General features: G+C 71.9%; 17 protein-coding genes. 13 read left to right on the plus strand and 4 right to left on the minus strand.

The window, feature by feature from the left end:
• The first annotated feature begins 6 nt into the window (after positions 1-6).
• On the plus strand, positions 7-2,106 hold the full coding sequence (locus MUY22_RS34285; protein WP_247051320.1) for an RICIN domain-containing protein: 2,100 nt from the start codon (positions 7-9) through the stop codon (positions 2,104-2,106).
• Positions 2,107-2,171: 65 nt separating this feature from the next.
• Here the strand turns inward: MUY22_RS34285 and MUY22_RS34290 are convergent, their stop codons facing one another.
• Positions 2,172-3,863 (minus strand): AMP-binding protein, encoded by a 1,692-nt coding sequence (locus MUY22_RS34290; protein WP_247051321.1) that lies wholly within the window; start codon positions 3,861-3,863, stop codon positions 2,172-2,174.
• An 84-nt stretch (positions 3,864-3,947) separates the two neighbouring features.
• Positions 3,948-4,553, minus strand: a complete 606-nt coding sequence (locus MUY22_RS34295; protein WP_247051322.1) for a TetR/AcrR family transcriptional regulator — start codon at positions 4,551-4,553, stop codon at positions 3,948-3,950.
• Between the two features lie 69 nt (positions 4,554-4,622).
• Here MUY22_RS34295 and MUY22_RS34300 point away from each other — a divergent pair, with 69 nt between their 5' ends.
• From MUY22_RS34300 to MUY22_RS34335, 8 genes are all read left to right on the plus strand, one after another.
• Positions 4,623-5,774 carry an acyl-CoA dehydrogenase family protein gene (locus MUY22_RS34300; RefSeq protein ID WP_247051323.1) on the plus strand — a complete coding sequence of 384 codons (1,152 nt, stop codon included), beginning with the start codon at positions 4,623-4,625 and terminating at the stop codon, positions 5,772-5,774.
• A gap of 8 nt (positions 5,775-5,782) precedes the next feature.
• A complete protein-coding gene (locus MUY22_RS34305) occupies positions 5,783-7,339 on the plus strand; it encodes an AMP-binding protein (RefSeq protein WP_247051324.1) in 1,557 nt (518 codons plus the stop codon).
• The gene (locus MUY22_RS34310; protein WP_247051325.1) at positions 7,336-8,934 is read left to right on the plus strand and encodes an acyl-CoA carboxylase subunit beta; all 1,599 of its coding nucleotides are present in this window, start codon (positions 7,336-7,338) and stop codon (positions 8,932-8,934) included. The genes MUY22_RS34305 and MUY22_RS34310 overlap by 4 nt, the downstream gene beginning before the upstream one ends.
• Positions 8,935-8,938: 4 nt before the next feature.
• On the plus strand, positions 8,939-10,891 hold the full coding sequence (locus tag MUY22_RS34315; protein WP_247051326.1) for a biotin carboxylase N-terminal domain-containing protein: 1,953 nt from the start codon (positions 8,939-8,941) through the stop codon (positions 10,889-10,891).
• Positions 10,888-11,634 carry an enoyl-CoA hydratase/isomerase family protein gene (locus MUY22_RS34320; protein ID WP_247051327.1) on the plus strand — a complete coding sequence of 249 codons (747 nt, stop codon included), beginning with the start codon at positions 10,888-10,890 and terminating at the stop codon, positions 11,632-11,634. The genes MUY22_RS34315 and MUY22_RS34320 overlap by 4 nt, the downstream gene beginning before the upstream one ends.
• A 1-nt stretch (position 11,635) precedes the next feature.
• Positions 11,636-12,415, plus strand: coding sequence for a TIGR03084 family metal-binding protein (locus tag MUY22_RS34325; RefSeq protein WP_247051328.1), 780 nt, complete (start codon positions 11,636-11,638; stop codon positions 12,413-12,415).
• On the plus strand, positions 12,412-14,133 hold the full coding sequence (locus tag MUY22_RS34330) for an acyclic terpene utilization AtuA family protein (protein ID WP_247051329.1): 1,722 nt from the start codon (positions 12,412-12,414) through the stop codon (positions 14,131-14,133). Before MUY22_RS34325 ends, MUY22_RS34330 begins: the two co-directional genes overlap by 4 nt.
• A 66-nt stretch (positions 14,134-14,199) precedes the next feature.
• On the plus strand, positions 14,200-15,348 hold the full coding sequence (locus MUY22_RS34335) for an epoxide hydrolase family protein (protein ID WP_247051330.1): 1,149 nt from the start codon (positions 14,200-14,202) through the stop codon (positions 15,346-15,348).
• 20 nt (positions 15,349-15,368) lie between these two features.
• On the opposite strand, the gene MUY22_RS34340 is transcribed toward MUY22_RS34335, so the two are convergent.
• Positions 15,369-16,403, minus strand: a complete 1,035-nt coding sequence (locus tag MUY22_RS34340) for a helix-turn-helix domain-containing protein (RefSeq protein ID WP_247051331.1) — start codon at positions 16,401-16,403, stop codon at positions 15,369-15,371.
• Between the two features lie 103 nt (positions 16,404-16,506).
• Here MUY22_RS34340 and MUY22_RS34345 point away from each other — a divergent pair, with 103 nt between their 5' ends.
• Positions 16,507-17,463: an alpha/beta hydrolase gene (locus MUY22_RS34345; RefSeq protein ID WP_247051332.1), complete on the plus strand. Its 957-nt coding sequence runs from the start codon at positions 16,507-16,509 to the stop codon at positions 17,461-17,463.
• A 45-nt stretch (positions 17,464-17,508) separates the two neighbouring features.
• Here the strand turns inward: MUY22_RS34345 and MUY22_RS34350 are convergent, their stop codons facing one another.
• The gene (locus MUY22_RS34350; RefSeq protein ID WP_247051333.1) at positions 17,509-18,354 is read right to left on the minus strand and encodes an alpha/beta hydrolase; all 846 of its coding nucleotides are present in this window, start codon (positions 18,352-18,354) and stop codon (positions 17,509-17,511) included.
• Between the two features lie 575 nt (positions 18,355-18,929).
• Between MUY22_RS34350 and MUY22_RS34355 the strand changes: the two genes are divergently transcribed.
• Genes MUY22_RS34355 through MUY22_RS34365 form a run of 3 tightly spaced genes read left to right on the plus strand, consistent with a single transcriptional unit; the run spans position 18,930 to position 21,709 of the window.
• Positions 18,930-19,937: a LacI family DNA-binding transcriptional regulator gene (locus tag MUY22_RS34355; protein WP_247051334.1), complete on the plus strand. Its 1,008-nt coding sequence runs from the start codon at positions 18,930-18,932 to the stop codon at positions 19,935-19,937.
• A gap of 29 nt (positions 19,938-19,966) precedes the next feature.
• Positions 19,967-20,878, plus strand: a complete 912-nt coding sequence (locus MUY22_RS34360; RefSeq protein ID WP_247051335.1) for a carbohydrate ABC transporter permease — start codon at positions 19,967-19,969, stop codon at positions 20,876-20,878.
• Between the two features lie 3 nt (positions 20,879-20,881).
• Positions 20,882-21,709 carry a carbohydrate ABC transporter permease gene (locus MUY22_RS34365; RefSeq protein WP_247051336.1) on the plus strand — a complete coding sequence of 276 codons (828 nt, stop codon included), beginning with the start codon at positions 20,882-20,884 and terminating at the stop codon, positions 21,707-21,709.
• Positions 21,710-21,730: the final 21 nt, after the last annotated feature.

Below are 21,730 nucleotides of genomic sequence, written 5' to 3' on the forward strand. Positions count from 1 at the left end.
GTGGTCATGTCATCGCTCAGCGCTTCGCTCGCCGCCGCGGCACTTGCCGCGGGCCTCGTCGCCGCCTCTCCGGCCGACGCGGCCGCCGCCTACACCGTCACCGTCGGGTCCACCGGCACGTACGCCCATCCGACCGACACCCCGGCCGGCGCGTTCATCGACAAGGACGGCACGTTCTACTTCCAGCAGTCCGCCGCCCTCTACGGCGCGGACGGCCCGCGCGAGTGGGAGTTCTACACCGGCGCCGAGTTCGACTCGGCGACGAAGTCGAGCGCGCTCAGCAACGCCGTGAACCCGGCCGAGCCCCGGGACAAGAACAACGACACCACCTGGCGCTGCAACACGAGCCCGACCGGCAAGGAGGCGACCGACCCACCGGCCGGGTCGAGCTACGTGGAGAAGAACTTCTGCGACCTGGTCGGCACCTGGGTCGACCCGGACACCGGCGCCTGGTACGGCCTGGTGCACAACGAGTTCACCCCCGAGCCGTTCGGCGCGTACTCGTTCTCGCACTACGACGCGATCGACTGGGCGGTCTCGACCGACCAGGGCCACACCTGGAGCATCAAGGGCCACGCCATCACCTCGCCGTACAGCACGAAGCGCGGCGACACGGCGGCGTTCCCGAACCAGACCTTCGACTACGGCGACGGCGACCCGCGCCTGTTCGCCGACCCGGTGTCGGGCTACTTCTACGTCTACTACGGCTCGCGGATCGTGCCGAAGGCCGGCGCGGGCGGGGGCATGGTCGGGCTCGCGCACGTCGCGCGGTCGCCGATGTCGGCCAAGATGGCGACCGGCTCGTGGCAGAAGTGGTACGACGGCAAGTGGACGCAGCCCGGCGTCGGCGGCCAGGAGAGCAACATGGTGCCGACCGGCACCACCGCCACCGGCTACACCCCGCCGTCCGACGACTACGACCCCGCGAACACCGGCAACGTCGACCAGCAGGTCGCGGCCGGGCAGCTGCCGCCGAAGTCCGACCTGTTCGTCATGAACATCGCCTACGACGCGCACCTCGGCGTCTACATCGGCGAGCCCGAGGTGGTCACCGGCACCGCGCCGCAGAAGTTCTACGTCACCGACGACCTGGCCACGCAGAAGTGGCGGCTGATCGGCGACTCCGGCGCGTACAAGTCCGGCTCCTGGTACCGCTGGTTCGCCGACGACGCGAACAAGACCAGCGCCACGATCGTCGGCAAGTCGTTCCGGTCGTACTGCTCGATCGCGTGCGCGTCGTCGGACGGCGAGTACGCGAACGTCACGGTCACCGGCACGCCCGCCGCGTCGCCGGTCGACCCGGCGAAGACCTACCGCATCGGCAGCGGCGCCGGCCGCGTCCTGGCCCAGGTTTCGGGCAGCTCCGCGACGACGTCGACGACCGGGACCTCGGACCTGGCCGCGTGGACGTTCACGGCGACCGGTGACGGCGCCTACCGGATCACCAACGCGGCCACCGGCCAGGCGCTCGGCGTGCCGACGTCGCCCGCGAACCGCGCCTGGGGCACGAAACCGGTCGTGACGACGGGGTCGTCGGTCGGGCAGCAGTGGTTCGCCGTCCCGGCCCAGGGCGGCGGGTTCCGGCTGGTCAACCGCTACAGCGGGCTGTCGCTCAGTCTCTCCGGCGCGGCCGACACCACGCCGTTCCGCGCCTGGTCGGGTGCCTCGCGGACCGCGGCCGAGCAGACACTGACGTTCACCGCCTCGTCCACTGTGGACGGGACGCACACGCTGACCGCGTCCGGCAAGGCCCTCGACGTCCCGGCCCACTCGACGACCGCGGGCACGGCGCTGGTGACGTGGACGCCGAACGGCGGCAGCAACCAGAAGTGGGTCTTCACCCACCAGACCGACGGCAGCTACCGCATCGCGAACGCGGAATCGGGCCTGTGCCTGGACGTCGCCGACGGCTCGACGTCGGCGGGCGCGAAGGTCATCCAGTGGACGTGCACGGGCGGCGCCAACCAGCGCTGGCTGGTCACGGGCTCGACACTGAAGGCGCAGCACAGCGGCCTGGTACTGATCACGGCGTCCACAGTGGACGGCGCGGCGGTGACCCAGCAGGCGGACACGGGGACGGCGCTGCAGCGCTGGGCACTCGGCTGACGCTCGGTGCAAGTTGTCGTGAGTGTTCAGGGCGGATCTAACCGCCCTGAACACTCACGACACCCCTAGCCGTACAAAGCTGCGTGCTGGGCTCGGAGTTTGTACTTGAGGATCTTGCCGCCCACCGTGTCCGGCAGGGTCTCGGCGAACACCACGCGCTTGGGGCTTTCGTAGCCGGCCAGGCGTTCGCGGCAGTAGCCGATCAGTTCGGCTTCGGTGGCGGGAGCGCGGAGGACGACGACCGCCGTCACCGCTTCGCCCCAGTGCTCGTGCGGCAGGCCGATCACCGCGGCCCGCAGGACCGCCGGGTGCTGGCCCAGCACCGCCTCGACGCGCATGCTGGAGACGTTCTCGCCGCCCGTCTTCACGATGTCCTTGTAGCGGTCGACCATCACGCGCAGGCCGTCTTCGTCCACGACGGCCGAGTCGCCGGAGTGGAACCAGCCGCCACGGAATGCCTCGCGGGTCGCCTCCGCGTCGCGGTAGTAGCCCGCCGTCATCACCGGCGACCGGTAGACCGCCTCGCCCGGGACGCCGCGAACCGGTTCGCCCAGCTCGTCGACGACGTCGGAGGCGAGCAGCCCGCTCGGCACGCCGACGTAGTTCATCGCCGGCGCCGTGCGCGCGTGCACCTCCGGCCACGCCGACGGCCAGAACCGGTGACAGGCGATGGCTTCCGTCTGCCCGAAGATTCCGACCGTGACGAACCCGGGTGCCGTCCGGGCTTCGAGGCGCCGCAGCAACCCGGGCGCGAGCGCGCCCCAGCCGTAGACGAGCGTGGTCAGCGACGTCAGGTCCAGCGACAGGTCGGCGTCGATCGTGTCGGCGAGCGCCGCGACGAACTGCGGTGAGCCGGCCCAGACGGCGGTGGCGCGTGACTGCGCGAGCGACGCCGCGACCGGGCCGGGGACCGGGCGGCGGCCTAGGACGAGCGTGCCGCCGGCGAGGAACGTCGAGTAGGTGAACAGCGCATCACCTACGTGGTAGAGCATCGGCAGGAACGTGCAGACCCGCAGGTCGGTCTCGTGCCGCAGGCCGCGCGTGAGCGACAGCGCGAAGTTCAGCCCGGCCAGGTGCGCGTAGCTGTGCGAGAGCATCACGCCCTTCGGCATCGCGGTGGTGCCGGAGGTGAACAGCAGCTGGAAGATGTCGTCGCCGTGGATCTCGACGTCGGGTTCGGTGTCCGGCTGCCCGGCCAGGAACGCGCCGAACGACGGCGTGCCCGCGACCGGGCCGCCGCCGACCGTGATGGTGGCGCCGACCCGCACGCCCGCGACGCCTTCGAGGCGCGGCCACAGTTCGGCGTCGACGATCGCCAGCCGCGGCTCGGTCTGCCGCACGAGGTGCTCGACGACGTCCGGGGCGAGGCCGGGGTTCAGCGGGACGACGACCATGCCCGCTTTGGCGATGCCGATCTTGGCCAGGAACGCCTCGACGGTGTTCTCGCAGAACAGCAGCACGCGGTCGCCGGGCACGAGACCTTCCGCGGCGAGGGCGTGGGCGAGCCGGTTCGCGATCCGGTCGGCTTCGCGGTACGTCACGGAGGCGAACTGCTCCTCGCCGTACGCGCCCTCGGCCGCGCTGATCGCGACCTGGTCCGGCCGGCTCCAGGTGAGCCGCTCGAAGATGTCGCCGACCGACGTCCGTTCCCAGCGGTTCACCGCGCGGCGTCCGCGCAGGGTTTCGACGTCGATGGCGGCCGGGTCCGGCAAGGCGGCGCCGTGCGGGTGGTGGGGCAGGGCACTGGTCGTGGTCATCCCGGGCTCCTTCGCCGTCGCCGACGTCGATCAGCATGCCGTGAGCCAGGTCACCAAATCAAGAGAAAGTTATTCGCCATTCACTCACGGGGATGGTGGTGCCGGGACGCCGAGGCAAGCGTGCGCCATTTCGCCGAGCAGGGCGGCGAGCCGCTCCGGGGCGAGCCCGCTGCGGAAGAACAACGTGGACTGCACGGCGCCGATCGCCGCGTGCACGGCCAGGCGCAGTTCGCCGTCGGCGAGGTCGGGGCGCAGCGGGGCCAGCACGTGGACCCAGTCCTCGAGGTAGTGGCGCTGCAGCCGGCGCAGCCGCCGCCGGTCCTCCTCGGGCAGGTTGTGGATTTCGCGGTGGTAGACCGCCAGCACGGTGCGATCCTCGATGGCAACGCGGATGTGATCCCTGATCAGGCCGGAAAGCACGGCGTGGTCGGCGGGCGCTTCGGCGAGGATCGCGGCGGCGCCGTCCTGCAGCCGCGTCATCACCCGGTCGAGCAGTGCGACCAGGATGGCGTCCTTGTTCTCGAAGTGCCGGTAGACGCCGGATCCGACGATGCCCGCCTCCGCGCCGATGTCGGCCATGCCGATCGCGTGGAACCCGCGCCGCGCGGTCAGTTCGGCCGCGGCGGTCAGGATCCGCTCCCGCCGGTCTGGGTCGCGCCGGCGGCGGGTGGTCGAGGAGGGTGCCGTCATCTTGTCATCCTCGCAGACCAGCGCTACGGTGCGCTATAAGTGAATGAAGAATCACTAAGGAGCGTCGGCGTGGACGTGTTCGAGAGCGACGAGGCCCGTGACCTGCGGGCCGCGGTCGGCGCCATCGCGGCCCCGTTCGGCGGTAAGTACTACGTCGACCACGCGCGTGAAGGCCGTGAGTGCACCGAGCTGTGGCACGCGCTCGGCGACGCCGGCTTCATCGGCGTCAACATCCCCGAGGAGTACGGCGGGGGCGGCCGCGGCCTGGCCGAGCTGACCATCGTCATCGAGGAGAGCGCCGCGAAGGGCGCGCCGATCCTGCTCCTGCTCGTCACCGAAGCCATCTCCGCCGAGGTGCTCACCGAGTTCGGCACGCCGGAGCAGCGCAAGGAGTGGCTGCCCGGCATCGCGAGCGGCCGGACGAAGGTCGTCTTCGCCATCACCGAGCCCGACGCCGGCTCCAACACCCACAAGCTGGCCACCACCGCCCGCCGCGACGGCGACGACTGGGTGGTCGACGGCGAGAAGTACTACATCTCCGGCGTCGACACCGCCGACGCGCTGCTGCTCGTCGCCCGCACCGGCCGCGACCCCGACGGCACGGCCCAGCTGTCGCTGTTCCTGGTCCCGGTGGACGCGCCCGGCCTCACGGTGACGCCGCTGCCGGTGGACGTCATGCTCCCGGAGAAGCAGTTCACCCTGCACTTCGACGGCGTCCGCCTGCCCGCCACGGCGCTCGTCGGCGATGAAGGCGCGGGCTTCCGGCAGGTCTTCCACGGCCTCAACCCCGAGCGCATCACCGGCGCCGCGCTCTGCGTCGGCATCGCGCGCTACGCCCTCGACGTCGCCGCCCGCTACGCCCGGGAGCGGACCGTGTGGGACCGGCCGATCGGTGTCCACCAGGGGGTTTCGCACCCGCTGGCCAAGGCCAAGATCGAAACCGAGCTGGCCGCCCTGATGACGCACCGCGCGGCGGCCCTGCACGACGCCGGCCGGCCGGCGGGCGAGGCGTCGAACATGGCCAAGTACGCCGCCGCGGAGGCCGCGCTGGCCGCCGTCGACGCCGCGATCCAGACCCACGGCGGCAACGGCGTCTCGGCGGACTTCGGGCTGCTGCCGTACTGGGGGCTCGCCCGGTTGCTGCGGATCGCCCCGGTGAACCGCGAAATGATCCTCAACTTCGTCGCGCAGCACAGCCTCGGGCTGCCCCGGTCCTACTAGGAGGACTGATGACGGACCACAACCTCGTCCACCGGGTCAACGTCGGTGACGCCCTGACCCGCGTCGCGTTCGCCCGCCCGGAGACGCTCGCCGTGGTCGACGGCGACCGCCGCTGGACCTACGGCGAGTTCGACACCTGGGTCAACCGGCTCGCGCACGGCCTGGCGGCGCGCGGGTACACGACCGGCGACGTCCTCGCGCTGGCGTCGGCCAACAGCGCCGAGTTCCTCGCCGTCTACTACGCCTGCGCGAAGCTCGGTCTCGTCTGCGTGCCGATCAACCTCGGCTGGCGCGGCGACGAGATCGCTTACGTGCTCGGCCATTCGCAGGCTCGCGGCATCGTCGTGGAAAGCCGGCTCGCCGACGCGGTCCTGCCCGCGGTGCCCGGCGACACCGACGTGATCATCGCGCCCGGCACCGGCGGCGACGTCACCGGACTGACCCTCGACGACGTGGTCTCGGACGACACGACGTCACCCGAGGTGGTCATCGAGGACCGTGCGCCACTGTCCTATCTGTACACCTCCGGGACCACGGCCTCACCGAAGGGCGTCGTCGGGACGCACCTGGCGATCCACCTGGAGTCGATGTCGGCCGCGCTGGACTCCGGCTGGCGTCCCGACGACCGGTTCGTCGCGATGATGCCGATGTTCCACACCGCGCAGCTGAACGCCTTCTGCACACCCGCGATCCTCCTCGGCGCCACGATCTTCGTGCACCGCGGCTTCGACCCGGCCCGGTTCCTCGACACGATCGAACGCGAGCGGATCACCCAGGTCTTCGGCCTGCCGATGATGTTCCGCGCGGCGCTGGAGCACCCGTCGTTCGCCGGACGTGACCTGTCGTCGCTGCGCCGCGCCGTCTACGCCATGGCACCGATGCCGGAGGCGCAGATCAAGGCGTGCCTCGACGGCTTCCGCTGCGACTTCGCGCTGCTGTTCGGGCAGACCGAGATGAGCCCGATCACGACGCTGTTCCGGCCCGAGCACCAGCTCTCGCACGTCGGCGCGGTCGGCACCCCGCTCACCGGCGTCCAGGTCGGGATCATGGACTCCGGCGGGAAGCTGCTGCCGCGCGGCGAACAGGGCGAGATCGTCTACCGGGCGCCGTCGACGATGCAGGAGTACCTGCACAACCCCGAGGCGACCGAGGAGGCGTTCCGGTACGGCTGGTTCCACTCCGGCGACGTCGGCCGGTTCGGGCCGGACGGCATGCTGTGGTTCGCCGACCGCTCCAAGGACGTCATCAAGACCGGCGGCGAGAACGTCGCCTCGATCGAGGTCGAGCGGGCCGTCTACGACACCGAGCCGGACGTCGCCGAGGTGGTGGTCGTCGGGCTGCCGCACGAGCGGTGGACCGAGGCCATCACGGCGGTGGTCGTGCCGAAGCCGGGGGCGTCGATCGACGCCGAGGACCTGCGGCTGCGGCTGAAGGACCGCCTGGATGGTTACAAGGTCCCGAAGGCCGTGATCGTCACCGACGAGCTGCCGCGGACATCCACCGGGAAGATCCAGAAGAACGTGGTCCGGGACCAGCACTCCGGGCACTACGGGGGAGCGGAATGACCGTCCTCAAGTCCCTGCTCGACGTCTCCGCCGAGAGCTACGCGACCAACCGGAAGGCCCAGCTCGACGCCCTGGCGAAGCTCGAAGAGCAGCTGGAGCTGGCCATCGCCGGCGGCGGCGAGCGGTACGTCCAGCGCCACCGCGACCGCGGCAAGCTCCCGGTCCGCGAACGCCTCGAGCTGCTGCTCGACCCGGACAGCCCGTTCCTGGAACTGGCGGCGCTCGCCGCGTGGGGCACCGACTTCACCGTCGGCGCGTCGGTGCTGACCGGCATCGGCGTGGTGTCCGATGTGGAGTGTGTGGTCATCGGGCACGACCCGACCGTGCGCGGCGGCGCGATGAACCCCTACTCGCTGCGCAAGACGTTGCGGGCACTGGAGATCGCCCGCGTCAACCGGCTGCCGGTGATCAACCTCGTCGAGTCCGGCGGGGCCGACCTGCCGACGCAGGCCGACCTGTTCGTGCCGGCCGGGCGGATCTTCCACGAGCTGACCGAACTGTCGTCGCTGGGCATCCCGACCCTGGCCATTGTGTTCGGCAACTCGACCGCCGGCGGCGCGTACGTGCCCGGCATGTGCGACTACGCCGTGCTGGTCGACCACCAGGCCAAGGTGTTCCTCGGCGGGCCGCCGCTGGTCAAGATGGCCACCGGCGAGGAGGCCGACGACGAGTCCCTCGGCGGCGCCGACATGCACTCCCGCGTCTCCGGCCTCTCCGATTACTTCGCCGTCGACGAGCGGGACGCGATCCGCCTCGGCCGCCGCGTGATCTCCCGGATCAACTGGCGCAAGCTCGGGCCCGCGCCCAGCCGGACGCCGGAGCCGCCGAGGTTCGACCCCGAGGAGATCCTGGGGATCGTGCCGCCGGACCCGAAGGTGCCGTTCGACCCGCGTGAGATCCTCGCCCGGACCGTCGATGACTCGGACTTCGACGAGTACAAACCGCTCTACGGCACTTCGCTGGTGACGGGCTGGGCGAGCATCCACGGCTATCCCGTCGGCGTGCTCGCCAACCACCGCGGTGTGCTGTTCAGCGAGGAGGCCAAGAAGGCCAGCGAGTTCATCCTGCTCGCCAACCAGACCGACGTCCCGCTGGTGTTCCTGCAGAACACGACCGGCTACATGGTCGGCACCCGCTACGAGCAGGGCGGCATCATCAAGGACGGCGCCAAGATGATCAACGCCGTCACCAACAGCACGGTGCCGCACCTGACCGTCAACATGGCGTCCTCGTTCGGCGCCGGCAACTACGGCATGTCCGGGCGCGCGTACGACCCGCGGCTGATGTTCGCCTGGCCGGGCGCGAAACTCGCCGTGATGGGCGCGGCCCAGCTCGCCGGCGTGATGTCGATCGTCGGCCGCAACTCCGCCGCGTCGCAGGGAAAGCCGTTCGACGACGACGCCGACCGCGCGCGAACCGCCGCCATCGAGGCGCAGATCGAGACCGAGTCGCACGCCTTCGCCGTCACCTCACGCTTGTACGACGACGGCATCGTCGACCCGCGCGACACCCGGGACGTGCTCGGGATGTCGCTGTCCGCCGTCCACTCCAACCGCGTCGAGGGCCGTCGCGGCTTCGGCGTCTTCCGGATGTGAGCCGATGATCGCGAAACTGCTCGTCGCCAACCGCGGGGAGATCGCCGCCCGGGTCATGCGCACCGCGCACGACCTCGGCATCTCCACCGTCGCGGTCTACTCCGACCCGGACGCGGGCGCGCCCTTCGTCCGGCTCGCCGACGAGGCCGTCCGGCTGCCCGGGTCCGCACCTGGTGACACCTACCTGCGTGCTGACCTGGTGATCGCCGCCGCGCGCGCGACCGGGGCCGACGCCGTCCACCCCGGTTATGGGTTCCTGTCGGAGAACGCCGCTTTTGCCCGCGCCTGCGGCGAGGCCGGGCTGACGTTCGTTGGGCCGTCGCCCGAGGCCATCGCCTCGATGGGGTCGAAGATCGAGGCGAAGGCGCTGATGGACGCGGCCGGGGTGCCGGTGCTGCCGGGGGCGACCGTCACCGACGAGACCGACCTGGCCGCCGTGGCCGCGTCGATCGGGTTCCCGGTGCTGGTCAAGGCCGCGTTCGGCGGTGGCGGCCGGGGCATGCGTGTCGTGCACGACGCCGCCGGGCTGTCCGAGGCCGTCGAGGGTGCCCGGAGGGAAGCCGCGTCGGCGTTCGGCGACGGCTCGGTGTTCCTGGAACGGTTCGTCGTCGACCCGCGTCACGTCGAGGTCCAGATCCTCGGCGACACCCACGGCGAGGTGGTGCACCTCTTCGAGCGCGAGTGCTCGATCCAGCGGCGGTACCAGAAGATCGTCGAGGAGTGCCCGTCTCCGGCGGTCGACGACGCCCTGCGCGCCGAGCTGGGTGCCGCGGCCGTCGCCGCCGGGAAGGCCATCGGCTACACCGGCGCGGGCACGGTCGAGTTCGTGCTGGACTCCGGCGGCAAGTTCTTCTTCCTGGAGGTCAACACGCGGCTGCAGGTCGAGCACCCGGTCACCGAGCTGGTCACCGGCCTGGACCTCGTCGAGCTGCAGCTGCGGGTGGCCGAGGGTGAACCGCTGCCGCCTTCGGTGCTGGGTGCGCGGATCGACGGGCACGCGATCGAAGTCCGGCTCTACGCCGAAGACGTCCCGGCCGGGTTCCTGCCCGCCACCGGCACCCTGCACCGCTTCCGCGTCCCCGCGCTGAAGGGTGTCCGCGTCGACTCCGGCGTCCAGGACGGCTCCGTCGTCGGCCCGCACTACGACCCGATGCTCGCCAAGGTGATCGCCCACGGCCGGACCCGCCGCGAAGCCGCGCGGACCCTCGCGCGGGCGCTGCGGCAGGCCGAACTGCACGGCGTCACGACCAACCGGAACCTCCTCTCCGGCATCCTGGCCGAGCCGGAGTTCCTGGCCGGGCACACCGACACCGGCTACCTGACCCGGCACGACCCGGCCGCACTCGGCGCGTCCCCGGACGGCGCCCGGCAGGCGGTGGCCGCGGCTCTGGCGGCCCAGGCGCGCAACCGGCGTGACGCGCGGGTGGTGCCCGAGATGCCGTCCGGGTGGCGCAACGTCGGCCGCGCCCCTCAGCGGATCGCGTACACCCTGGACGGGGAGGCCCTGGAGGTCGCGTATTCACTGAGCCGGTCCGGCTTGCGCGTCATGGTGAACGGCGAGCCGCTCGGTGGTTCCGTGCGGCTGCTGTCCGCGTCACCTTCGCTGGTTGAACTGGAGATCGACGGCGTCCACCGCACCTACGCCGTGCAGACGGCGGCCGATGTGTCCTATGTGGACAGTCCGGACGGGTCGGCCGCGCTGGCCGAGGTGCCGCGCTTCGCCGACCCGGATGCCGCCGCGGCCGCGGGGTCGCTGCTCGCCACCATGCCCGGTGCGGTGGTGCGCGTGCTGGCGGGTGAGGGCGACGCCGTGACGGCCGGGCAGCCGCTGGTCGTCCTGGAGGCGATGAAGATGGAGCACACCGTCGCCGCCCCGGCCGACGGCGTCCTGTCCGACCTGCGGGTGGGTCAAGGCGACCAGGTCGACACCGGCCAGGTGCTGGCGGTCGTGTCGTGAGCGTCTCCTACGAAGTCCGCAACGGCGTGGCCTGGCTGACGATCGACCGGCCCGAAGCCCGCAACGCCCTGTCGAAGGAGGTCCGCGACGGCCTCTGGGCCGGCACCCGGCGGTTCGTCGCCGACGACTCGGCCGCGGTGCTCGTCCTGACCGGCGCGGGCGACAAGGCGTTCTGCGCCGGCGGCGACCTCAAAGAGATGGCCGAGACGGCCCTGGAGATCCCGCCGCCGGGCTTCCTGCCGCAGTTCGGCCGCAACATCGACGTCCCGAAGCCGACGATCGCGGCCGTCAACGGCGTCGCCTACGCGGGCGGGTTCCTGCTGGCCCAGCAGTGCGATCTCGTCGTGGCCGCTGAGCACGCCCGGTTCGCCGTGACCGAGGTGAAGGTGGGCCGCGGCGCGCCGTGGGCCGCACCGCTGTCCTGGCTGGTGCCGCCACGGATCGCGATGGAGATCCTGCTGACCGGCGACCCCCTCACCGCCCACCGCGCCCGGGAGGTCGGGCTGGTGAACGACGTCGTACCGCTGGACGAGCTGCGGTCCCGGACGCAGGCCCTGGCGGAGCGGATCGCCGCCAACGCGCCGCTGTCCGTGCGGGCGGCGAAGCAGACGGCGTACCTGCAACGCCAGGACGTCTACGACCGCGCCGACGAGATCTGGGCGCCGGTCTACCGCTCGCGGGACGCGCAGGAAGGGCCCGCGGCGTTCCGCGAGAAGCGCACGCCCGTGTGGGAAGGACGCTGACATGCCCGTTTCCCTGGACGTTCTCCTCGACGACCTGCTCGCCGAGACCGCCGACGTCGAGGCCATGCTCGCCCCGCTCGACGACGACGGCGTCGCCCGGCCGACCCCCGCGGTGGGCTGGGACATCCGCGACCAGGTCACGCACCTGGCCTTCTTCGACCAGACCGCGACGCAGGCCGCCGTCGACCCCGAGGGCTTCCGGCTCGCGTCGGCCGCGTTGCTGGCCGACGGGATGGACTTCCCCGACCGCGTCGCCGCCCAGCACCGGGGGCTGGGCGCCGACGAGATCCGGGTGTGGTTCCGGCGCGCGCGGACGACGTTCGTCACGGCGTTCCGCGGCCGCGACCCGCGCGCCCGGCTGCCGTGGTACGGGCCGGACATGAGCGTCGCGTCGTCGGTGACCGCGCGGATCATGGAGACCTGGGCGCACGGGCAGGACATCGCCGACACGCTCGGCGTGACGCGCGAGCCGACCGACCGGCTCCGGCACATCGCGCACCTCGGCGTCTCGACGACGGCGTTCAGCTTCGGGCTCCACGATCGCCCGGCGCCGGTCGTCCCGATCCGGGTCGTCCTGCACGCGCCGTCGGGGGACAGGTGGACGTGGGGTGACGGCGCCGCCGCCGACCGCGTCGAAGGTTCGGCGCTGGACTTCTGCCTGGCGGTCACCCAACGGCGTGACGCTTCGGACACCGGCCTGGTCGTGCGAGGACCCGTTGCGCAGGAGTGGATCGGCATCGCCCAAGCCTTCGCCGGCGCGCCCGGCCGGGGACGCGCGTGAAGCGCCCGGTCCGGATCGCGAACTGCTCCGGCTTCTACGGCGACCGCCTGGAGGCGGCGCGGGAGATGGTCGAGGGCGGCCCGATCGACGTCCTCACCGGCGACTACCTCGCCGAACTGACCATGCTGATCCTCTGGAAGGCGCGCCGGAAAGATCCCGCCGCCGGCTACGCCAAGACGTTCCTCACCCAGCTCGAACACGTGCTCGGCACCTGCCTCGACCGGGGTATCCGGATCGTTTCGAACGCCGGTGGCCTGAACCCGGCCGGGCTGGCGGCCCGGATCGAAGCGCTGGGCCTGCACCCGAAGGTCGCCTACGTCGACGGCGACGACATCGTCGACCGCCTGCCGGACCTGGTGCACCTCGACACCGGCCGCAAGCTCTCCGAAGCCGGCGTGGAACCGTTGACCGCCAACGCTTATCTCGGCGGCTGGGGGATCGCGGCGGCGCTGGAGGCGGGCGCGGACGTCGTCGTCACCGGGCGGGTCACCGACGCGTCGCTGCTCACCGGCCCGGCCGCGTGGTGGCACGGCTGGACGCCGGGGGACGTCGACGAGATCGCCGGGGCGATGGCCGCCGGGCACGTGATCGAGTGCGGCCCGCAGGCGACCGGCGGCAACTACGCCTTCTTCGACGAGGTCACCGACCGGCGCTACCCCGGCTTCCCGATCGCCGAGGTCGCGGCCGACGGGTCGAGCGTCATCACGAAGCACGCGGACACCGGGGGACTGGTCTCGGTCGGCACGGTCACCGCGCAGTTGCTGTACGAGATCGCCGAGCCCGCGTACGCCGGGCCGGACGCCGTCGCGCACTTCGACAGCCTGCGGCTTGACACGGAGGCGCCGGACCGCGTCCGGATCAGCGGGACCCGCGGCAGCCCGCCGGGCGAGCGGCTCAAGGTCGCGCTGAACCACGACGGCGGCTACCGCAACACGATGACGCTGGTGCTGACCGGCGACCGCATCGAGGAGAAGGCCGCGTGGGCCGAGCAGCAGCTGTTCGACCTGCTGGGCGGCCGGGAGCAGTTCGCCGAGGTCGACGTCACGCTGCTGCGGTTCGACCACCCGGGCTCGCCGGTCAACGCCGAGGCGACCGCGCACCTGCGGATCACGGTGAAGGACCCGGACGCCCGCAAGGTCGGCCGCCGCTTCGCCAACACGACGATGGAACTCGCGCTCGGTGGCTACCCGGGCTTCCACACGACAACGCCGCCGACCGCGGAGAGCGCTTTCGGTGTCTACTGGCCTGCGTTGGTGCCCGCGTCCTCGGTGGAGCACCGGGTGACCTTGCCGGATGGTTCACGGCTCGTGATCCCGCATCCGCCGACCGGCGCTTCGGTGTCTTCGCCAGCGGTTTCTTTTGAGCCCCGCGACTTCGGGCCGACACGACGGGTGTCGCTCGGCACGATCGCGGGCGCACGGTCGGGGGACAAGGGCGGCAACGCGAACGTCGGGTTCTGGACGCGCACCGACGACGAGTTCCTGTGGTTGCGCGGTTATCTGGACGTCTCGCGCTTCCGGGAGTTGCTGCCGGAGGCTGCCGAGCTGGAGATCCGCCGGTTCGAGCTGCCGAACCTGCGGGCACTGAACTTCGTGGTGGTGGGATTGCTGGGCGACGGCGTGGCGTCGGCTACCCGGCCGGACCCGCAGGCGAAGGGACTGGGCGAATACCTGCGAAGCCGGCCCGCCAGCGTCCCGGTGGCGTTGCTGGAGCCGTGAGCCGGGCGATCCTGATCGGGTGATCAAGGACAGCCCCTGACCTGAGTCACGCCTAGGTTGATCTTCATGAGCACCGACATCGTTCCGTTCCGGATCGACATTCCGCAGAGCGAACTCGATGACCTGCGGGAGCGCCTGGCCCGTACCCGGTCGCCGTACCCGGTGCCGGGTGGCGAATCGGACTGGGACCGGGGGATCCCCGCCGGTTACCTCCGCGACTTGGCCGCGTACTGGGCCGACGGGTTCGACTGGCGCGCTCACGAGGCCGAGCTGAACACCTTCGACCAGTTCGTCACCGAGATCGACGGGCAAACCATCCACTTCCTGCACCTGCGCTCGCCCGAACCGGACGCCACGCCGCTGCTGCTCAACCACAGCTACCCGACCTCGTTCGTCGAGTTCCTCACCGCGAGCGGGCCACTGACCGATCCACGCGCCCACGGCGGCGACCCGGCCGACGCGTTCCACTTGGTCATCCCCTCGTTGCCCGGCTTCGTTTTCTCCAGCCCGCTCTCCGCACGAGGCTGGAACCTCGAGCGGACCGCGCCGGCGTTCGGCGAACTGATGACCCGTCTGGGGTACGAGCGCTTCGGCGTCGAGGGAGGCGACCTCGGCGCCGGCGTGACCGGCCGGGTCGCGGCGCTGCTACCCGACCGGGTGATCGGTGCCCACACCCACGGCGACCGGCTCCAGCTCGGCATGGCCGGCGAAGACCTCCCGGTGCCGGACGGCCTGAGCCCCGGCGAACGCACCGAACTCGAGGCCGCGCAGCGACGCTGGTCGCGGACGAAGGGCTACCGCGTCCTGCACTCGACCGAGCCCAACGCGTTGTCGGCGGGCCTGGCCGACTCCCCGATCCTGCAGCTGGCCTGGATCGCCGAGAAGTTCGCCGAATGGGCCAACCCCGCGACGCCGATCAGCCGCGACGACGTCCTGATCACCGCCAGTCTCTACTGGTTCACCCGGACCGGGCCCGCGGCGGCCGACTTCTACTGGGAACTGGCCCACGCCGAGAACACCGGCTGGGGCGGATCGTCCCCGGTTCCGCAGGGTCAGTCCCTCTTCTACTGTGACCCGGTCGTGCGCAGGGTGCTCGCCGCCGACAACGTGGTCTTCTTCCGCGACCACACCGAAGGCGGGCACTTCCCCGCGTTCGAAGTCCCCGATCTGTTCGTCGGCGACATCCGCGCTTTCTTCCGGGAACTCCGGCACTGACGCCGTTCCGCGGTCCGTGGCTACGGCTCGGTGTCCACTTCGGACGGTCCGGCGTCGCGCAGCCGCCGCAGCATCAGGGCCAGGTGCAGCCGGAACCGGCCCGCGGGGGAGTCGACGTCGAAGCCGAGGACGGCCCCGGCGCGGGCGAGGCGTGCGGGCATCGTGCTGTGGTGGCGGTGCAGGACGGCCGCCGCCTTGCGGGCCGAGCCCGTCGCGCAGAGCGCCGTCAACGCCGCGACGAGGTCGTCGCCGTGCGGTTCGGCGGCGAGGCGGTCGAGGGCCTGGACGTCCGGGAGCGCGGCGAGGTCCGCGGGGCCGAGCACCCCGGCCAGCGCGGCGAGGCTGCCGAGGCGGTCCCACCACACCACGGGCTCGGCGCCGGCCGTGAACCGCAGCGCCGTGCGCGCGGCCTGCCAGGACCGCGCCAGGTCGAGCACCGGCACCACGGGCCCGACGCCGATCCGGGCGCCCGGCGGCGCCGTTTCGGGTCCGTCGGCGGTGAGCACGGCACGGACGTCGCCGAACGTGGCGGCGCGGCCGTCGAGGTCGGTGCCGGTGGCCGCCAGCACCCGCAGCCGGGCCGTCGTGCCGAGGCCGAGCAGGTGCAGCGCCCGCGACCGCTCGGCCGTCCCGATCCCCTCGGACAGCACCAGCTCGACCAGCGCGGGGTCGCCGAGCGCGGGCAGCGGCACGCTGGTGTGCTCCAGCAGGACGGCGGTGGCGATCGCGAAGCGCTCCAGCAGGATGTCGTCGAGCGGGGTGGGCGCGCCCGCGCGGGCCACCCAGACCACGACGCCGCCCTCGAGCCGGCGCACGGCGGCCCCGGTCGGCACCCGGCCCGCGGCCGCGGCGTCGGCGTCCGGCTCCGCCCGCAGCGCCAGGCCCTGGGCGGGGGCGTGCACCCCGGCCGGGCAGTCGGCCAGCCGGGCCGTGCTGCGCACGAGGACGTCGAGACTCGCGCGATCGGTGATCAGGCGGTCGAAGAACCCGATCACCCGCACCGCGTTCTCGGCGTCGGCGTCGAGTCCGGACAGCCTCAGCAGCAGGCCCTTCATGAGGCCACGATAGGCGCGTCCGCCGCCGGATGGCGAGGCCCGGGCCGCCAACCCCCGCCGCGTGGCGGTGGCGACGTCGGCGGCGCGAGCCGAAGATCGGAGCATGACCTACGCGATCGATCCCGAGCTGCTGCCCTGGCTGGACATGCTCCCCGCGGTGACCCTGCCCGACTACGACGCCCTCCTGGCCGCGCGCGCTTCGATGGCGCAGCTGCAGGAGGTCATGCCGGCCTACGAGCCGGTGCACCCGGTCGACGTCCGCGACACGACGGTGCCGGGGCCGTCCGGCGCGCCCGACGTCCCGGTGCGCGTGTACGGCCCGGCTGACCGCGAAGGCACCGTGCCCGGGCTGGTCTACATCCACGGCGGCGGGTTCATCCTCGGCGACCTGGACATGTTCCACGCGTCGCTGCTGCACCTGGTCGACGAGCTGGGCATCGTGATCGTGTCGGTGGACTACCGGCTCGCGCCCGAGCACCCGTTCCCCGCGCCGGTCGAGGACTGCTACGCGGCACTGACCTGGACGGCGGCGAAGGCGGCCGAGCTGGGCATCGACCCGGACCGCATCGGCGTCGGCGGCGAGAGCGCGGGCGGCGGCCTCGCCGCCGCGACGGCCCTGCTGGCCCGCGACCGCGGCGGCCCGGCGCTGCGCTTCCAGTACCTCGGCATCCCGGAGCTGGACGACCGCCTGGAAACGCCGTCGATGCAGGCGTACGTCGACACTCCGATGTGGAACCGCCCGAACGCCGTCTACAGCTGGGCGAGCTACCTGGGCCCCGAACCGGGCGACGTCTCGCCGTACGCGGCCCCGGCCCGCGCCACGGACCTGACGGGGCTGCCGCCGGCGTTCGTGACGACCTGCCAGTTCGACCCGCTGCGCGACGAGGGAATCCAGTACGCGCAACGTCTTCTGCAGGCGGGAGTAACGACGGAGCTGCACCACTACCCGGGCACGTTCCACGGCTCGGCGATCATCCAGGACGCGGCGGTGTCACGCCGCATGCTGGCGGACGAGGTGGCGGCTTTGCGCCGCGGCCTCGGCGTGACGGCGAAGGACTGACGCACCGGGCGGTGTGTTGGCCGTTGCGAGGCGGGCGCGGGTGGCTCAGCCGAGGCGTTCGCGCAAGAAAGTGAGGCCGGACTCGGTGGCCTGCTGCAGTTTCTGCCTGCTGTAGAAGTGGCCGGCGCCTTCGAGCCGGATGAGGTCGGCGTCGGCCCCGGCGCGCCAGTACGCCGCGACGAGCGCTTCGCTGTGGGCGATCGGGATGCCGGAGTCGTCGGTGCCGTGCACCAACAGCAGCGGGGCGGCGGTGGCCGAGACGTGCAGCAGCGGGCTCGCCGTCGCGTCCGGCAGCCAGTCGTGCGGGTCGTGGCCGGTGCGGTGCAACGACGTTCCCTCGGGCGGGGGCGGGATGCGGGTGAAGTCCGTCGGCGGGCTCCAGGCGACGGCCGCGGCGAGCCCGCTCGGCTCGCCGGTGACGCCGAGGTCGCCGTCCAGGCTCGGGTGGTCCGCCGTGACGGCGAGCATCGCGGCGAGGTACCCGCCCGCCGAGTGCCCCCAGGCCGCGACCCGGCCGACGTCGACGCCCAGTTCGGTGCCGTGCCGGCGGATCCACCGGACGGCGGCCTTCACGTCGTGCAGCTGTGCGGGGAAGGCGGCCTCCCGGCCCAGCCGGTACTGCGCCCGCGCGACCGCGAAACCGTTGTCCACCAACGTTTCGGTGACGTGGTCGCCGATCCGCCCGTGCTTGTGCGAGCCGGCCGCGAGCGCGCCGCCGTCCAGGAACACCACCACCGCGGGCGGGGCGCCGGCCGGCACGACGAGGTCCAGCAGCAACGGCCGATAGCCGGGCAACGGCGCCACGAGCGCATCGCGGTAGACCACCCGGGCCCCGGCACGCTCGGCTCGGGGCAGGGCGAACGCGGCCAGGGGAGCACGGGGCGTGAGCACGGGACCACTATCGGGACCCAGCCGTGCGCGCGGCCAGCAGTACCACGATGCGGGAGGAATGCCGCGTTTCGCCGGAGTTGCGCCCGGGGCCCGGCAAGGCCGGTTTCGGGCCGGTGCCAGGTTCCCACGGCCCGCCCGGAGTGGCCAACACACCGCCGGGAGTGGCCAGCATGACGACTGGAGCGGCCAACACGGCGTTAGGGCCTGCCAACACGCCGCCCCCGGAGTGACAAAGGTGCTGCCCGGGCCGGCTAACACGGTGCCCGGAGTGGTTAACGCGGCGACCGCGACGGTCGACACGGTGCCCGGAGTGGGCAACACGGCGACCGCGACGGCCAACACACCGCCTGGAGTGGCCAACGCGCGGCGCGGAAGCGAGGTCGCGCGTGTGTTGGCCACTCCGGGGCGGCACCGAGGGGCCAGGCCGGGCGATTTCACAACGCGGGTTCCGGTGGTTGACACAACCGCCGACCGAGTGTCAGGATCGGCGTCAACTCCAGTTGGAAACGTTTCCAAACCCGGCTTCCGCAGGCTGGAAACGTTTCCAGAAGACTTATCCGAGGGTAGAAGCGACGATGACGTCACCACGCGCCACGCTGATCCAGGTGGCCGAGCGCGCCGGGGTTTCCCTGGCCTCGACCTCCCGTGCCCTGCACGGCACCGGGGCGAGCCCGGCGATGGTCGAGCGCGTGCGGGCCGCGGCCGCCGCGCTCGGGTACAGCGCCGATGCCATCGGGCGCTCGCTGCGGATGAAGAAGACCTTCCAGGTCGCGTTCGCGGTCGCGGACATCGGCAACCCCGTCTACGTCGAGATGATGCGGGCCATCCACGCGGTCCTCGAACCGCACGGCTACCGCGTCGTCGTGATGAGCACCGGCGACACCGCGACGTCGACCACCGAGCTCGTCCGCAGCCTGAACAGCGGCTTCGTCGACGGCATGATCGTCAGCCCGCTGCGCACCGACGACCGGCTGATCGCCGAGATCCAGCAGGCCCCGGTGCCGGTCGTGGTGATCGGGCGGGCCCTCGACGACCGCGGCATCAGCTCGGTCTCCACGGACTCCGCGGGCGGGATCGGCGACGCCGTCCGCCACCTGCACGCCCTCGGCCGCCGCCGGCTCGGCTTCCTCAACGGCCCGCTCGACACCACGCCCGGCGCCGCGCGCCAGCGGGGGTTCGACGCCGTCACGCAGGAGATCACCTTTGACCGGGAGGACCAGGAGATCGCCGCCGACTTCACCGTCACCGCCGGGCTCGACGCGGCCCGCCGGCTCTTCGCCCGCGGCCCGGTCGACGCGCTCGTCGCGGCCAACGACCTGCTGGCCATCGGCGCCATCCGGGCCGTGCGGGAACTCGGGCTGTCGGTGCCCGAAGACGTCGCGGTCACCGGGATGGACGACACCGAGATCGGCCGCGTCTTCCAGCCGAGCCTGACCAGCGTCTCCCTCGGCTCGACCGAACGCGGCCGCGCGGCCGCCGAGATCATGCTCCAGCTCGCCGACGACCCGGACCGCGCGGTGCAGCAGATCGCCGTCGGCCCCGAACTCGTGGTGCGCGAGTCCTCGAACCCGGGAAGTGCGTGATGACGGCCCCGGCCCTGAAAGAGCGTCCCGTGCCGACGAAGCGGAAGCCGACGCGGCAGCGCACCCGGCGCCGCGAGGCGATCGGGCTCGTGCTGCCGTCGCTGATCCCGATCCTCGTGCTCAGCGTGGCGCCGATCGTCGTCGGGATCTTCCTGGCCTTCACCGACGCGCGCCTGGTGCGCCACCCGGACTACGCCTTCGCCGGTTTTGACAACTTCGGGCGCCTGGCGGAGAACGACCTGTTCTGGGACTCGCTGCGGATCGGCATGATCTGGACCGTCGGGGTCACCGTGCTCCAGCTTGCCGCCGCGATGGGCTTGGCACTGCTGCTCAACTCGGGCCTGCGGCTCCAGGGGCTCACGCGGGTGCTCGCGCTCGTGCCGTGGGCGATGCCGCCGGTCGTCGTGGCGATCATGTGGCAGATGATCTACTCGGCCAACGGCGGCCCGCTCAACGCCGTCCTCGGCAGCGTCGGCCTGCCCGACGACATCAACTGGCTCGGCGACTTCTCGTTCGCGCTGCCCGCGGTGATCGTCGTCGGCGTCTGGGTCGGCATGCCGCAGACGACCGTGACGCTCCTGGCCGGCCTGCAGCAGATCCCGGCCGAGCTGCACGAAGCCGCGGCGATGGACGGCGCCGGCGCGTGGCGGCGCTTCACCGCGGTGACGTGGCCGAGCCTGCGCCCGATCGTCACGTCGATCACGTCGCTCAACTTCATCTGGAACTTCAACTCGTTCTCGCTGGTCTACGTCCTCACCGCGGGCGGGCCGGGCGGCAAGACCATGGTCCCGGTGCTGTTCGTCTACCTGGAGGCCTTCAAGAACCGCGAGATCGGTTACGCCGCCGCGATGGGCCTCGTGCTCGTCCTCGTGGTCGTGCTGATCCTCGCCGTCTACCTGCGGTCGCAGTTCCGCGACGACCGTGCCGGAAAGGGGCGCTGAGCCATGCGCGGACTCGTGCGCCCGGCCCAGTACGCGGCCCTCGCGCTGTACATCCTGTTCCTCGGGTTCCCGTTGCTGTGGCTGATGTCCGCGTCGGTGAAGTCGTCCGGTGAGCTGAACTCGCTGACGGTGAGCCTGCTGCCGAGCGAGTGGCACTGGGAGAACTACACCGAGGCCCTCGACAAGCAGGGCCTGATCCGCTCGGCGGGCAACAGCCTGGTCGTCGCGCTCGCGTCGACCGCGCTGGCCGTGCTCATCGCCGTGCCCGCGGCCTACGTGCTGGCCCGGCTGCGGGGCAAGCTGCGGGTCGCCGGGGTCGGCTGGATCCTGGTCAGCCAGGTGTTCCCGGTCGTGCTGATCATCCTGCCGCTGTTCCTGATCCTGCGGACGCTCGGGCTGGCCGACAACCTCGCCGGCCTGACGCTGGTGCACACGACGTACATGCTGCCGTTCGCGCTGTGGATGCTGCAGGGGTACGTCGCCGCGATCCCGGTGGAGCTCGAGGAAGCCGGGGCGATGGACGGCGCGAGCCGGCTGAACGTGCTGCGCACCATCGTGTTCCCGCTGCTCGCCCCCGGCGTCGTCGCGACGGCGATGTTCAGCTTCGTCTCGTCGTGGAACGAGTTCTTCTTCGCGCTGGTCCTCCTGCAGTCGCCGGAGAACTACACGCTGCCCATCACGCTCAACATGTTCGTCGGCGGCGAGGGCAAGGTCGCCCTCGGCCCGCTCGCGGCGGGCGCCGTGCTCGCCGCCATCCCCAGCATCGTCTTCTTCAGCATCCTGCGCCGCAAGCTGACCAGCGGCTTGATGGCCGGGGCGGTGAAGGGATGACTCCCACCCCACTGAGAGATT

This window comes from Amycolatopsis sp. WQ 127309 (assembly GCF_023023025.1).
Classification (GTDB): domain Bacteria; phylum Actinomycetota; class Actinomycetes; order Mycobacteriales; family Pseudonocardiaceae; genus Amycolatopsis.